We start from the raw sequence: 13842 nt of genomic DNA on the forward strand, positions 1-13842 counted from the left end.
ACATGCGTAAAAACAAAGACCTAAAGCGCGAGGAGCGAATCTGAAAGATCGCGACGCGCTTTAGTTGAGGACGCGCAGCAGCCCCGGTGAATCCAGCGAGAAGGCGGGTATGTCGACATCGAACAGCTCGCCTTCGTCCGTTTCCATCTGGTAATGGCCGAACATCAGCCCGGAGGGCGTATCGAGCGGGCACCCGGAGGAATATTCGTAGGTGTCGCCCGGGCTAAGCCGTGGCTGTTCGCCGACGACACCGGGACCGGTCACCTCGTCCACCTGTCCGTTCTGGTCGGTGATATTCCAGTAGCGGTTGACCAGGCGAACGGCTATGCCGGAATTGTTGCTGATGACAATCCGGTAACCCCAGACATAGCGGTCGTCTTCCGGATCGGATTGCTCCTCCAGATAGAACGGTTCGACTACAACTTCGATATCTCTTGTGAGGGCGCGATACATGCCTTGCACCTTAGTCAAGATATGTTACCCGTATCTTATAAGAGGCCCTGTCCGTCAAGGAACGGAACGTTGATCATTGATGAAACAGTCATGATCGAAGGGTTTTCGATCGTTAAGCCTAATTGTCAGTGTTAATTCTGCTTCGGAACGCCGGCACGGGTAAACTTGTTCCGCCGCCGGTCCGGCCGAACCCGGGTGAGGTTCGGCCGTCCTTGTCTTAGATATAGAGCATGATGTCGTCCGAAAACCGCTCACGCTTTTCGGCATCATGCTCCGGATCAGGCCGAGACCTTGGAGAGCGCCTTCGCGAAATCCTCGATCAGGTCGTCCGTATCCTCGATGCCGGCCGAAAAGCGCACCGTGCCGGGCGAGATGCCGAGTTCGGCACGCGCCTCTTCCGTCAGGTTCTTGTGCGTCGTCGTTGCCGGATGCGTGATCAGGCTCTTGCTGTCGCCGAGATTGTTGGAGATCTTGACGACATCGAGCGCGTTCTGCAGCGCGAAGGCAGCCTCTTTGCCGCCTTTCAGCTCGAAGCAGACCAGCGTCGAGCCGCCCGTCATCTGCTTGGCGATGATATCGGCCTGCGGATGGTCCTTGCGGCCGGGATAGATCACTTTGGCGACCTTGCCCTGCTCGGCCAGGAAATCAGCGATCTTCGCCGCATTCTGCGTCTGCTGCTTGACGCGCAGCGGCAGCGTCTCGATGCCCTTCAGAAGCGTCCAGGCATTGAACGGCGACATGGCCGGGCCGGTATGGCGGAAATAGTCGTGCAGGTTCTCGTCGATCCATTCCTTGTCGGAAAGCACCACGCCGCCAAGGCACCGGCCTTGGCCGTCAATATGCTTGGTCGCGGAATAGACGACGATATGGGCGCCGAGTTCCAAGGGTTTCTGGAAGAGCGGCGTTGCAAAGACGTTGTCAACGACGACCTTGGCGCCGACCTGGTTGGCGAGCTTAGCGACGCCGGCGATGTCGATCACCTCGAGTGTCGGGTTGGTCGGGCTTTCCAGGAAGAACACCTTGGTCTTCGGCGTGATCGCCTTTTCCCAGTTCTCGAGGTAACGACCGTCGACCAGCGTGAAGTCGATGCCGTATTTCGGCGCCAACGTTTCCACAACCCAGCGGCAGGAGCCGAACAGAGCGCGCGCAGCGACGATATGATCGCCGGCCTTCAGCTGGCAGAGGATGGCGGCGGTGACGGCGGCCATGCCGGAGGCCGTGGCGCGGGCGTCTTCGGCGCCTTCCAGCATGCACATGCGCTTTTCGAACATGTCGTTGGTCGGGCTGCCGTAGCGGGCATAGATAAAGCCGTCCGTCTCGCCCTTGAAACGGGCTTCGGCCGCCTCCGACGTATCGTAGACGAAACCCTGCGTGAGATAGATTGCCTCGGACGTTTCGCCATATTGCGAACGCAGCGTGCCGCCATGGACGAGTTGGGTTGCCGGGCGCCAGGTCTTGCTCATGCCATCACCTTCACATAACAAAAAAAACCGGTCGCAACAGCAGACCGGTTTCAACCCGGTCTTTTTAGCCACTTGTTTAACGTGGCTGCAAGCCGACCGGCCAAATCACCACGGGATAATTCTGCAATACTGCTGTTAGCTGCTTGCGTCAATTCCCCGAGTTTGGTTTTGTCGGCGGCAAATGATGGATGAGGCATGATGGCTCGTGAAACGGGAATTCTGGCGGATCGCGCGATATCAGCGCTGTTCGAAACGGAGCGTCTGATCTCCGAACGGGAGCTGGACCGCGACCAGATCCAGCCGGCAAGCCTCGACCTGCGCCTTGGCGCCAAGGCTTTTCGCGTGCGTGCCAGCTTCATGCCCGGCCCCTCGCATCTGGTGTCCGACAAGCTCGACCGGCTGAGCCTGCATGTGATCGACCTGTCGGAAGGCGCGGTGCTCGAAACCGGCTGCGTCTACATCGTGCCGCTGATGGAGAGCCTTGCTCTTCCCGCCGACATGTCGGCCTCGGCCAACCCGAAGAGCTCGACCGGCAGGCTGGATATCTTCACCCGCGTCATCACCGATTACGCCCAGGAGTTCGACAAGATCCCGGCCGGTTATTCCGGCCCGCTCTATCTCGAGATCAGCCCGCGCACCTTCCCGATCGTCGTGCGCCGCGGCTCGCGCCTATCGCAGATCCGCTTCCGCGTCGGCCAGGCCCTGCTCGGCGAGCCGGAACTCCTGAAGCTGCATGAAAGCGAGACGCTGGTCGCCAGCAAGCTGCCAAACGTGTCCGGCGGGGGCATCGCACTGTCGATCGACCTCGCCGGAGACAAGGACGGCCTGATCGGCTATCGCGGCAAGCACCACACCGCTGTCGTCGACGTCGACAAGAAGGCCCAACACGATATCTTCGATTTCTGGGAGCCGCTCTACAGCCGCGGCCGCAACGAACTGATCCTCGATCCCGACGAGTTCTATATCCTCGTCTCGCGCGAGGCGGTGCACGTGCCGCCGGATTATGCGGCCGAGATGACCCCCTTCGACCCGCTGGTCGGCGAATTCCGCGTCCATTATGCGGGCTTTTTCGATCCGGGCTTCGGCCATGCGCCGGCCGGCGGGCGCGGCAGCCGCGCCGTGCTCGAAGTGCGCAGCCACGAAGTGCCGTTCATCCTCGAAGACGGCCAGATCGTCGGCCGCCTCGTCTACGAACACATGCAGGAAAAGCCCGCCAGCCTCTACGGCTCCGGCCTCGGCTCCAACTACCAAGCCCAGGGCCTTAAACTCTCGAAGCACTTCCGCATCTGAACCTTCCCGGCGGGCGCGACTTGACAGCCGCCCCCATCTGTTGGAAATCTCGCTTCGTCGCGGGTGTAGCTCAATGGTAGAGCAGCAGCTTCCCAAGCTGAATACGAGGGTTCGATTCCCTTCACCCGCTCCAATTCCCACGATGACTGATGCGCCTAATCCCCGAAGAACCGGATCGGCTTGTATTGGCGATGTGCGATGATCAGGCTTCGGTCCGGCTGGATGATGTAGGTTTCCTCCACCTGCCGGCCGTATTGGTCGATGAAATTATGCGGAAAGGCAGAGCCAACAGGTGATTTGGTGAGCTTGGTGCGCGGCTGGCCGTTATAGGTGATGCTTCCGGGGATGGGTTCGAGGCCCGGTCCGCCGTAGCTGACGGTGTCGCATCCCGAAAGAGCGAGAGTGCCGACGAGGCAGATGATTGCAGCTTTCATATCCATCCCTCCCAATACCGTGAACGCCATCACTTTACGCCTTGCCGGAGAGAGTTCACGACACAAATGCCCATGCCGCTCTTCAATCCTTCGGGAAGCGTCGCCGGGAGCGCCGTGATCGCTCTGCCGGACGGCCGGACATCCACCTATTGATGCTAGGGTGAAAATCACGTTCCACCAGTCGTGTGGCAAACCCATCCATTGTCGAAGCCGGCGCCGTCTGCTAGATCGGCATCGTCGAAAAAGGCAGGATCGGTTGAGGTAAGCCCGATCCCTTCCGTTGGAGCGTTAACAGCGCTCTCAAGAAGCTCTGCTCCGTGCCATGGCACGAGAACCCGCGACGTGATCCGCATGAAGATGCGGGATCCCGGCGGCGTGCGGAGACGGCAAAAGGCAGTCCCGGGATTTTTTCGAACGGAGACTGTTATGCGCCTGAACCATCTCGATTTCCATGTGCCCGATATCGCTGCCACGGCGGATTTCTTCATCCGCCATTTCGGGCTGCGGCTCAAGGACATGCGCGGCCTGAACGGCCTCGCCATCCTGGAGGATGACGCCGGGCTCGAAATCGTCCTTAGCCACGCGATTGCGAAGTTCGGCACTGCCGATCAGGTCGAACTGCAGCGCCAGACCTATCATGTCGGCTTCATCCTGCCCGAAAGGGCGGATGTCGATGCGGTCCATGCCGGGCTCGTTGCAGCCGGTGCTGATCTGTCCGGCCCACCGGCCGCGATGCGTGGCGGCTGGCTGTTTTATTGCACGGCGCCCGGAAAGATCCTCGTCGAGATCGGCTGGCGGCCGGGGGAGATCGCCAAATAGAAAGGGCGGCCGCAGCCGCCCTTGCCAATAGCTGTTTCGATCGCCTCAGAACTCGGTCCAATCAGCATCCTTGCTGGACGGTGTGCTGCCGCCTGCGCCGAAGGCGTTGGCGAGCTTTTGGCCGAGGGCACGGGCCGGCGAAGCCTTCGGGCGTGCCGTGCTTTCGGCAACACGCACTGGTGCCTTGGCAGCCGGGCGCGCGGTGGCGCGCGGCGCTGCGGCCGGTGGCCGGGCCGACGTGATCGGTGCGGCGGCGGCGAAGCCGCCGGTGCCCGTCAGCCTGAACTGGCCGAGCAGATTGTTGAGCGCTGCTGCCTCAGTGGCGAGGTTGTGGCTGGCGGCCGTCGATTCCTCGACCATTGCCGCATTCTGCTGCGTACCCTGGTCCATGGTGTTGACGGCGGTGTTGATCTCCTGCAGCCCGATCGACTGTTCGCGGGAGGCTTCGGCGATTGCGTGAACGTGCTGGTTGATTTCCTGCACCTCATGGACGATCGCGTCGAGCGCCTTGCCGGTCTCGCCGACCAGCGAAACGCCGGTCTGCACATGCGTGCCGGAGGTACTGATCAGCGCCTTGATCTCCTTGGCGGCCTTGGCCGAGCGCTGGGCGAGTTCGCGCACTTCCTGGGCGACGACCGCAAAACCCTTGCCGGCATCGCCGGCGCGGGCAGCTTCCACGCCCGCGTTGAGAGCAAGCAGGTTGGTCTGGAAGGCGATGTCGTCGATGACTCCGATGATGTTGGAGATTTCGCCCGAGGACTTCTCGATCTGCTGCATGGCGGAGACGGCCTTGCGGACGACATCGCCTGATTTTTCAGCGCCGAGGCGGGTATGGGCGACGAGCTGGCTCGCTTCCTCCGCACGCTTGGCGGCGTCGCGCACTGTCGTGGTGATCTCCTCCAGCGCCGCCGCCGTCTCTTCGACGGAGGCCGATTGTTGTTCGGTCCGCTTGGAAAGCTCGTCAGCAGAAGAGCGGATCTCGTTGGCGCCGGCACTGATCGCCCGGGCGTTGGCGCCGACCGTATGCATGGTCTCGTTGAGTTTCTCGACCGAATTGTTGAAATCCTCACGCAGCGCATCGAGATGCGCGACGAAGGGCTCATTGATATGCGAGGCGAGATCGCCAGCGGCAAGGCGGCGCAGGCCGTCGCCGAGTGCCGCGACGGCGCGTTCGAGTTCGGATGCCTCGCGTGCCTTCTGCGCCTCGCTTTCACGGCGCTCGCTGTCGCTGACGTTGCGGTCGGCTTCGGCACGCGCCTCGATCTGGACGCGCTCGATCGCGTTGTCGCGGAAGGTCGAAACGGCCTTTGCCATCTGGCCGACTTCGTCACGGCGGTCGAGGCCGCCGACATCGCTTGTGGTATCGCCCTCGGCAAGCCGGGTCATGCGCTGGCGCAGTTGCGTCATGGGACCGGCGATGCCGATCTGGGCCACAACAACGCTGAAGCCGACCGCGGCGAGCACGGCGACGCCGATCAGCACAAAACAGAAGACGATCCGCCCGTTGATCGAGGCCGAGAGCGCGTCGCCACCATCGGTGAGCATCGCCATCATCGCATCATTGTTGGCGATCATTTTCGGCGTCAGCGCATTGAGCTTGGCATTGATCAGGGCAACATTCGAAAGCGCGCCGGCGCTGTCCTTAGCCTTGCTCTGCTCGATGATCTTGTTCGCCAGGGTCTCGATTTCATCGATGCCGGCCTGGATCTCATCGATCGCCGGCTTGCGGCTGGGCACCAGTGCCAGCGCCTGCTTCATGCGATCTCGGGCCTGCGGCAGCTTGCTCGGTGTGGCGAGTGCCGTCTGGAATTCCGGCGTATCGGGTTTCATGTCGGCAAGCAGCGTTACCTGCAGCACCGAGGCAACCGCCGATGCGCTGGCGCGCGCGCTCAGCATCGAGGCCTGCGCCTCATGATCGATGAAGGCGCTGTAGGCGGCGTCCGCGCGATGGAACTCGGAGATGACATAGGTCAGCCCGGCCATCGTGATCAGCCCGAGCAGCGCTACGACCGAAATGATTTTCGTGCGGATTTTCAGATGCTTCAACATGGAAATGTCACCCGATTGACGGGCACGTCGCGCGCCCGGTGCTTTTGAAATCAATTGCTGCAGAAAAAACGCTGCTTCAATATCGCGGTTCAAGGATACGTTTGGACTGACGCGTGCATCATGCGATCGGCTGGCGGGGTCCGATGTCGTCGCCACAAATAAAAGGCGATATTCTTTAATTCTGCGCTAACAGCGGACGGCGGATGCCCGCAATTTTTAGGGGCTGAATTGTTATCCTCGGACGGCGTCTCAAGTCTCTTCTCTCCTCGGGCGAAGAGGGAATCGAGGCATTGCGGCATATCCCTTGAGGTCTGAAACCGAAGCCATCCGCACTCCCCGCATATTCCCCGCCGCGGATGACTCTGATACATCTCGCCGCCGCGGCAACGCTTCCCGATTAACCCGAGTCTCGATCACGATGATGCAATCCAAGCTGGCATCCATGGCCCTGAAGGGTGTTCTCGCGTGCGGGCTGTTTCTCGGTGCGCTCCTTTTGAGTTTTGCCGCATCCGCCCAGCAGGCGGCACCCTCGCTGCCGCTGCTCTTCGATGCACGCGAGCGCCTGGCCAAACCGGACCTTTCCTCGCTGGTTCGCCTGCGCTTCCTGACGTCGGTCGATTTTCCGCCCTTCAACTTCACCGATCAGAACGGCAAGCTTTCCGGTTTCGACGTCGACCTTGCCCGCGAAATCTGCGGCGAACTTGAGATATCGGACAAGTGCGAGATCCAGGCGATCCCCTTTGCCGATCTCAAGGATGCGCTCGCTGCCTCGCAGGGCGATGCCGTCATTGCCGGGCTTGCCGTGACGCCGGAGCTGCGCCGGCAATTCGTCTTTTCCAGGCCCTATCTGATGCTGCCGGCGCGCTTCGTGCGCAATCTGGCGGCGCCGATCGATGGAAAGACGGCTGCCGCGCTTTCGGGCCGGCCGGTCGGCGTCGTCAGGGGCACGGTGCACGAAACGATGCTGGCCGCTTTCTTCCCGGCCCTCAAGGCCGAGCCGTTCGATACGAAGGAAGCCCTGCTTGCCGCGCTCAAGGAGCGCAAAGTCGATGCCGCCTTTGCCGATGCGCTGCAGCTTTCCTTCTGGGTCTCTTCGCCGGCCTCGGCCAAATGCTGTGCGCTCTTCGACGGCCCTTATCTCTCCGAACATTTCCTCGGCGAGGGCATGACGATCATGCTGCGGCAGAAGGATAGCGTCCTGACATCGGCCATCGATCACGCGCTCGCCGCGCTATCGCGCAACGGCCGTCTTCAGGAAATCTATCTGCGCTATTTTCCCTACGGGCTCTATTGACGCCGCAACCGGACTTTAGCCCTTGCGGAAACGGGCAATCGCGCTGCGCTCGATGGCAGCGCAGGTGAGCTTGTCGAGGCCGAGCCGATCGCGCAGCAGGCTGAGCAGCCGGAGTTCCTCCGCCTTGACCGAGAGATCGGCGGAGGCGACCTCGACGGCGAGTGCATAGGCCGTGTCGTAGAGCTTTGCAGGCAGGGTGTCGCGCACGGTTTCCAGAACGACGTCGAGGCCTTCCGGCCCCGCAAGCAGCGAGGCGCAGTCGCGCGCCACGGAAATCAGGTTGTCGTCATCGAAATCCCTGAAAACAGGCAGGAATCCGATCAACTGTCCGATCCTTTCCAGCTCCCTGTCGTTCATCGTGCTGTCGACGGCGGATGCCATCACCATCACGTAGATCAGAGCATCATGGGCGGAAAGCGGCTTGTTCATTTCTGATTCCTTTTTCGATCGGTCCAGATTAGGAACTGGCGGCTGCCTTTACAAGGGATCGGCAGCATTCCGCGGCTGCCGGGCCGCTGGCTGTTTGCGGCGTGGATCGTCGCCGTAAAGTCCCTTTCCCGCCTGCTTGGCCTTCTCGGCGGCGGCTGCAAGCGGCGAACCCGGTGCTGCTTCCGCCCAGCCGTTTTCGGCGAGCCATGAGCCGAGATCCTCTGTGCCGAGGCGGCAGGTAGCGATCGCCGTTCCCTGCCATTCCGCCGTCTCGAGATCGCAAGTGACGCTGCGATTGCGCAATAGCAGGCGCAACGCCGTTTTCGCCATCATGCCGCAGGGCCATTGCCGGCTTGCCGGTCCGCATATCTTGTCGACCGGTGTCGAGACGATGCCGGCAAGCAGAAGCCTGCGTTCGCCGAAGGAAAGAATGCCTGCATTTTCAACCACCGGCCGCAACAACTCCATCGCCTTCTTCGTGCCGGGACCGGCCGTGTCGTGCTGCATCGTCTGCGCTTGTTGTTTGACACCGGCGGCTTTGGGCGCAGCGCCGCCAGATGCGGCCGGGGAGGGCGGAACCGCCGGTTCGGCCGAGCGGGCGATCATTTCGGCGTGTTCATCCGATATTGCCGCCGGCCGTCCGGCGGTCTCAGGAGCAGCATCCGCCGTTGCGGTCGTCATCTCTTCTGCAGGCGCGATCTCTTCTTGGCCCACGCCGCCGAGCTTTGCTTGGCCCGCCATCAGCAGGCCGGCCACCACCGCAATCCCTGTGATACCTGTGAACAAGGCTGCAGGGGGCATGGAATATCTTCCTATTGGCTGGCCCAGATGATGCGAGCGATCCAGTCGACGTCGGAAAGATCGAGGGTGCGGTTGGGATGTTCGGGATTGAGCGACATGAGCTCGATCGACCGCGGGCTCTGACGCAGCAGCACCTTGGCCATCACTTCGCCCTCGCGTGTCCGCACGACCACGCGGTCGTTGCGGCGCACCTGCGCCCCCGGCTCGACGATCAGCACATCGCCGTCGCGGTAGAGCGGCATCATGCTCTCGCCCTGCACCTCCAGCGCATAGACGCCGGCCTTCTGTGATGGCGCTGCTGGAAATTCCACCACGTCCCAGCCCTGGCCGGCCGGAAAACCGCCATCGTCGAAAAAGCCGCCAGCGCCCGCCTGCGCAAAGCCGAGCAGGGGGATCGAGCTGCCGGGAGGCGCAAACGTCGCGTCCGGTAGCCCGGAAGGGTTGCCGCCCGGTCGCATGAAGGCGAGAAACTGCTCCATGCTCGCCCCCGTCGCATCGAGCACCTTGGAGATCGATTCCGTCGAGGGCCAGCGCAGCCGCCCGTCTGCGGAAAGCCGTTTCGATTTATTGAAGGATGTCGGGTCGAGCCCTGCGCGCCGCGCAAGACCAGACGGCGTCAGGTCGTGCCGTTCGGCAAGCCTGTCGATCGCTCCCCAGATCTGCTCGTGTGACAGCATGATGCGCCCGATCCCGTGCGGCTCATCCAATGCCGCGCTTCAACCGAGCGGAATATTAACCGACCGTTCCGCCCGAGTAAAGACAGGAAAGGAATAAAATCCTGTTTCGGACGGTTTGCTTCAGGCCACCATCGCCATATTGATCTTGCCGAGCTGGATGACCGCCTGTGTCCGGCTGTCGACATCGAGTTTCAGCAGGATCGCCGAGACATGCGCCTTAATCGTCGCCTCGGAGACGCCGAGTTCGTAAGCGATCTGCTTGTTCAGCAGCCCTTCGGCAAGCATGGTCAGCACCCGGCTCTGCTGCGGCGTCAGCGTATGGAGACGGTGGATCAGGTCGGCGACGTCGGGATCCTGTTCCTGTCCATCGCGGTAGCTCTCCGGCGTGGCGATATCGCCGGCAAGCACCGTCTGTATGCTGCGGCGAATGTCCTCGATGCCGGAGGATTTGGAGATGAAGCCGGAAGCGCCGAGTTCCAGCGCCCGACGGATCGTCGTTGCATCGTCTGTTGCCGAGACGATGATGATCGGCAGGCTAGCGAACTCGGAGCGCAATGCCATCAGGCCGGAAAAGCCGCTGACACCAGGCATCGCGAGGTCGAGAAGCATCAGGTCGGCGTCCGCATGGGCGCCTGCCGCCTTGCGCGCGGCGGCGAAATCACCGGCTTCGACGATCGACTGCCGGCCTTCCATGCCGATCACCGCCTGGCGCAGCGCATCCCGGAAAAGCGGATGATCGTCCGCAATGATGATGGTCTGTTCGTGCATCGAAAACTCCCTCCCAAGAGTCCGATCATGCCGCATGCGCCGCCATCCCCTCAGCGGTGCATGCATGCTCGCTGACGTGACTATATCAGATCACGTCTTCTGCGGAAGGGGATTGGCGTTTTCCTCGGCCTGGAACTCCTTCACCATCCCCATGAAACTCTTCATCATCCGCTCCATGATGCTGATCGAGCGGTCGACCTCTGCATCGCTCGGCAGTGCGCGCTGGGCGGTGTTTTGCTCCAGCGCCGTCACCCGTTTTGAAAGCCGGTCGAGCTCGTCTTCATAGGCCGCCCTCTCGTCGGCCGCCATGCGGCAGACGAGAGCGCCGTCCTTGTCCTGGCAGATCGACATCGCGCCGGTCTGCCGGTCGAGCCGGACGAAATGATCGCCGCTCCTTTCCAGCTGGAAGCGGCTGGCATCGGGTTCGGCCGCCATGGCCGCAAATGGCAGGAGACTAACGCCAAGCGTGAGAACCAATATTTTCATCGTCTCATCCTCCGGATTTTGCTTGTGGCGGCCCCGTTTTAAGCGCCGGGGCGTGGACATCGCCGCCTCTTTCCGGCAAAGCGCTCATGACTGAGGACCAGCGTATCGTGAGGCCATGATGACCGTGACACCGACCCTTTACAAGATCGTGACGGAAGCGCTCTGGCAGGAAGCCAGACAAACCGGCATTTTTCATGGCGCCGGCATCGATCTCAAGGATGGCTTCATCCATTTCTCGACGGCAGGCCAAGTGAAGCAGACCGCGGCCCTGCATTTTGCCGGCCAGTCCGGCCTGCTGCTCATTGCGGTCAATGGCGAGGGTTTCGGCGATAAGCTCATTTTCGAGCCCTCGCGCGGTGGCGATCTCTTCCCGCATCTTTACGCCGATCTGCCGCTTGCGGCCGTGCTCTGGGAGGCGCCGCTGCCGCTCGATGAAGCAGGAGCCCACATCTTTCCGGAGCTGCAGCCATGATCGATCATTTCAAGCGTTTCGCCCGCAAGGGTCTTTTCCTGTTCGATCCGGAAACGGCGCACGGCATGTCGATCGCCGCGCTGAAATCCGGTCTCGTGCCGGCCTGCCACATCGCTCCCGATCCACGCCTGCGCCAGACCGTCGCCGGGCTTGTCTTCGAAAACCCGATCGGTATGGCTGCAGGCTACGACAAGAATGCCGAAGTGCCGGAAGCGCTGCTGAAACTCGGTTTCGGTTTTACCGAGATCGGTACGGTGACGCCGAAACCGCAATCCGGCAATCCGCGTCCGCGCATCTTCCGCCTGGTGGAGGATGAAGGCGTCATCAATCGCCTCGGCTTCAACAATGAAGGCCATGATGCCGCATTCGGGCGCCTCGCCGCGCTGAAGGGCAATGGCATCATCGGCGTCAATATCGGCGCCAACAAGGACAGCGAGGATCGCATCGCCGATTACGTCGCCGGCATCCGCCGCTTCCATTCCGTCGCGCGCTATTTCACCGCCAACATCTCCTCGCCGAACACGCCTGGCCTGCGCGATCTGCAGGCGCGCGAAAGCCTTGCGGCGCTGCTGTCAGCCGTGCTGGCAGCCCGCGACGAGATGGCGGAGAAATCCGGCCGGAAGATCCCGGTCTTTCTGAAGATCGCCCCTGATTTGACTGAGGAAGGCATGGACGATATCGCCGCCGAAGCGCTGTCGCATGCGCTGGATGGCCTGATCGTCTCCAACACCACGCTGTCGCGCGACGGTCTCAAGGATGAGCGCCAGGCGAAGGAAGCGGGCGGCCTCTCCGGCGTGCCGCTTTTCGAAAGGTCGACTTCCGTGCTCGCCAGGATGCGCAAGCGCGTCGGCCCTGGTCTGCCGATCATCGGCGTCGGCGGCGTCTCCTCGGCCGAGACCGCGCTGGAAAAGATCAGGGCGGGCGCCGATCTCGTCCAGCTCTATTCCTGCATGGTCTATGAGGGCCCGGGCCTGCCCGGCGATATTGTCCGCGCCCTCTCCGCGCTCCTGGACCGTGAAAAGGCCGGCTCGATCCGCGAACTGCGCGACACCAGGCTGGATTACTGGGCGGCGCGGAAGGTCTGATCGGCTCGCGGCTGCACCAGCATGGCCAAGAAAAAGCCGCGGAAGAGCAGGAAGGCGTTCATCGCCAGCCAAAGGCCGTGATTGCCGAAGAGCGGCACGAAAACGGCGAGCATCAGGAGATAGCCGGCAAAGGACATGAGCATGCGGTTGCGCATATCGACCGACCATGTCGCGCCGATGAAAACTCCGTCCATCAAAAAGGCAAGCGCGCCCGTCAACCCCGTCACCGCTGCCCAGGGCAGATAGGTTTCGGCCGCATGCTGCACCTCGGGCGATGTCGTCAGCACTGAGATCAGCCAGGGTCCGGCGAAAAAGAAGAAGGCGGAAGCAAGCGCCGCCAGTCCGAAGGACCAAAAGATCGTAAGCTTCAGCCCTCGGTCGAAGGCCGGCCGGTATCGTGCGCCGACCGCCCGGCCGGTGATCTGCTCGGCGGCGTTGGCAAGCCCGTCGAGATAATAACCTGACAGCAGGAAGAAATTCATCAGCACGGCATTGGCGGCAAGCGTCACCGCACCGAAGCTGGTGCCGATCCGCGTCATGATCGTGAAGGCGCCGATCAGCACGAAAGTGCGGATAAGGATGTCGCGGTTGAGGGCAAAAAGCTCGGCAGCCGATGCCTGGAAAAGATCTCCGCCCGTGCCGGCCGCTCTGCCTTGCCGAAGCCGCGCAGCACGATGAAGAGTCCGGCCAGTGCGCCGGCCGTTTCGCCGGCCATCGTTCCCCAGGCAACCCCTGCGACACCCCAGCCGAGCGACAGGCCGAGATAGATGGAAAGCAGGATGTTGATGCCGTTGATGATCGCCTGCAGCAGGAGGCCCACATTGCCCTGTCCGCGCCCGAGCACGAAGCCTAGGATGGCATAGTTCGCCAGCGCCGCCGGTGCGGCGAGAATGCGGATGGAGAAATAGGTGCTGGTCGCCTCGGCGATTGATCCTTCCGCGCCCATCAGCCTCAACCCCGCTGCAATCAGCAGCGGTGAGAGAAAGAGTAGCGCCAGCCCGCAGCCGAGCGCTGATATGAGCGCCCGCCAGAAGACCGCCTGCTGTTCGTGCTGGTCCCGCCGGCCATAGGCCTGCGCCGTCAATCCTGTCGTCGAGGCGCGCAGGAAGTTGAAGCTCCCCATGATGAGATCGAAGAGCATCGCGCCGATCGCAAGCCCTGCGAGTGCGTCGGGATCGCCCATATGGCCGACGACGGCGGTGTTCGTCAGCCCAAGCAACGGCGTCGTCATGAAGCCGAGCGTCATCGGAATGGCGATTGAGAGCACCAGCCGGTGCGTTACGTCGAATGCCAGCGTGTGGTTATTGCTGCGCGTGTCCATG

The 13842-nt window shown here is 62.2% G+C and carries 14 protein-coding genes, 1 tRNA gene, 1 pseudogene and 1 riboswitch; of the genes and pseudogenes, 6 read left to right on the plus strand and 10 right to left on the minus strand.

What is annotated here, in order from left to right:
- Positions 1-60: 60 nt before the first annotated feature.
- A complete protein-coding gene (apaG, locus tag EFD55_RS01325) occupies positions 61-453 on the minus strand; it encodes a Co2+/Mg2+ efflux facilitator ApaG/CorD (protein WP_125842686.1) in 393 nt (130 codons plus the stop codon).
- A 278-nt stretch (positions 454-731) separates the two neighbouring features.
- Complete coding sequence (locus EFD55_RS01330; RefSeq protein ID WP_125842234.1) at positions 732-1916, minus strand: O-succinylhomoserine sulfhydrylase; 1185 nt, start codon at positions 1914-1916, stop codon at positions 732-734.
- Between the two features lie 43 nt (positions 1917-1959).
- A riboswitch (SAM riboswitch) is annotated at positions 1960-2038 on the minus strand.
- Between the two features lie 73 nt (positions 2039-2111).
- On the opposite strand from EFD55_RS01330, the gene EFD55_RS01335 reads away from it, so the two are divergent.
- Positions 2112-3206 carry a 2'-deoxycytidine 5'-triphosphate deaminase gene (locus tag EFD55_RS01335; RefSeq protein ID WP_164737521.1) on the plus strand — a complete coding sequence of 365 codons (1095 nt, stop codon included), beginning with the start codon at positions 2112-2114 and terminating at the stop codon, positions 3204-3206.
- Positions 3207-3265: 59 nt separating this feature from the next.
- Positions 3266-3339: transfer RNA gene (locus EFD55_RS01340), tRNA-Gly, on the plus strand.
- Between the two features lie 22 nt (positions 3340-3361).
- Here EFD55_RS01340 and EFD55_RS01345 read toward each other — a convergent pair.
- The gene (locus EFD55_RS01345) at positions 3362-3640 is read right to left on the minus strand and encodes a hypothetical protein (protein WP_125842236.1); all 279 of its coding nucleotides are present in this window, start codon (positions 3638-3640) and stop codon (positions 3362-3364) included.
- 426 nt (positions 3641-4066) lie between these two features.
- Here EFD55_RS01345 and EFD55_RS01355 point away from each other — a divergent pair, with 426 nt between their 5' ends.
- Positions 4067-4459 carry a VOC family protein gene (locus EFD55_RS01355; protein ID WP_125842239.1) on the plus strand — a complete coding sequence of 131 codons (393 nt, stop codon included), beginning with the start codon at positions 4067-4069 and terminating at the stop codon, positions 4457-4459.
- Between the two features lie 45 nt (positions 4460-4504).
- Here EFD55_RS01355 and EFD55_RS01360 read toward each other — a convergent pair whose 3' ends face one another.
- Complete coding sequence (locus EFD55_RS01360; RefSeq protein WP_125842241.1) at positions 4505-6508, minus strand: methyl-accepting chemotaxis protein; 2004 nt, start codon at positions 6506-6508, stop codon at positions 4505-4507.
- 418 nt (positions 6509-6926) lie between these two features.
- Between EFD55_RS01360 and EFD55_RS01365 the strand changes: the two genes are divergently transcribed.
- Positions 6927-7802: a transporter substrate-binding domain-containing protein gene (locus tag EFD55_RS01365; protein WP_125842243.1), complete on the plus strand. Its 876-nt coding sequence runs from the start codon at positions 6927-6929 to the stop codon at positions 7800-7802.
- Between the two features lie 15 nt (positions 7803-7817).
- Here EFD55_RS01365 and EFD55_RS01370 read toward each other — a convergent pair whose 3' ends face one another.
- From EFD55_RS01370 to EFD55_RS01390, 5 genes are all read right to left on the minus strand, one after another.
- Positions 7818-8231 carry a tellurite resistance TerB family protein gene (locus EFD55_RS01370; protein WP_008524223.1) on the minus strand — a complete coding sequence of 138 codons (414 nt, stop codon included), beginning with the start codon at positions 8229-8231 and terminating at the stop codon, positions 7818-7820.
- A 48-nt stretch (positions 8232-8279) separates the two neighbouring features.
- Positions 8280-9032, minus strand: coding sequence for a thermonuclease family protein (locus EFD55_RS01375; protein ID WP_125842245.1), 753 nt, complete (start codon positions 9030-9032; stop codon positions 8280-8282).
- An 11-nt stretch (positions 9033-9043) separates the two neighbouring features.
- Positions 9044-9709 (minus strand): S24 family peptidase, encoded by a 666-nt coding sequence (locus EFD55_RS01380; RefSeq protein WP_125842247.1) that lies wholly within the window; start codon positions 9707-9709, stop codon positions 9044-9046.
- A gap of 120 nt (positions 9710-9829) precedes the next feature.
- On the minus strand, positions 9830-10477 hold the full coding sequence (locus EFD55_RS01385; protein ID WP_125842249.1) for a response regulator: 648 nt from the start codon (positions 10475-10477) through the stop codon (positions 9830-9832).
- A 90-nt stretch (positions 10478-10567) separates the two neighbouring features.
- The gene (locus EFD55_RS01390) at positions 10568-10963 is read right to left on the minus strand and encodes a hypothetical protein (protein WP_125842251.1); all 396 of its coding nucleotides are present in this window, start codon (positions 10961-10963) and stop codon (positions 10568-10570) included.
- 118 nt (positions 10964-11081) lie between these two features.
- Between EFD55_RS01390 and EFD55_RS01395 the strand changes: the two genes are divergently transcribed.
- Together EFD55_RS01395 and EFD55_RS01400 are read left to right on the plus strand one after the other, a co-directional pair.
- Positions 11082-11435, plus strand: a complete 354-nt coding sequence (locus tag EFD55_RS01395) for a DUF952 domain-containing protein (RefSeq protein ID WP_125842253.1) — start codon at positions 11082-11084, stop codon at positions 11433-11435.
- Positions 11432-12520, plus strand: a complete 1089-nt coding sequence (locus EFD55_RS01400) for a quinone-dependent dihydroorotate dehydrogenase (protein WP_125842255.1) — start codon at positions 11432-11434, stop codon at positions 12518-12520. Before EFD55_RS01395 ends, EFD55_RS01400 begins: the two co-directional genes overlap by 4 nt.
- Here EFD55_RS01400 and EFD55_RS01405 read toward each other — a convergent pair.
- Positions 12496-13841 (minus strand): annotated as a pseudogene (locus EFD55_RS01405) (MATE family efflux transporter). The gene EFD55_RS01400 and the pseudogene EFD55_RS01405 overlap by 25 nt on opposite strands.
- Between the last annotated feature and the right edge of the window lies 1 nt (position 13842).

This window comes from Rhizobium pisi (assembly GCF_003938655.1).
Classification (GTDB): domain Bacteria; phylum Pseudomonadota; class Alphaproteobacteria; order Rhizobiales; family Rhizobiaceae; genus Rhizobium; species Rhizobium pisi.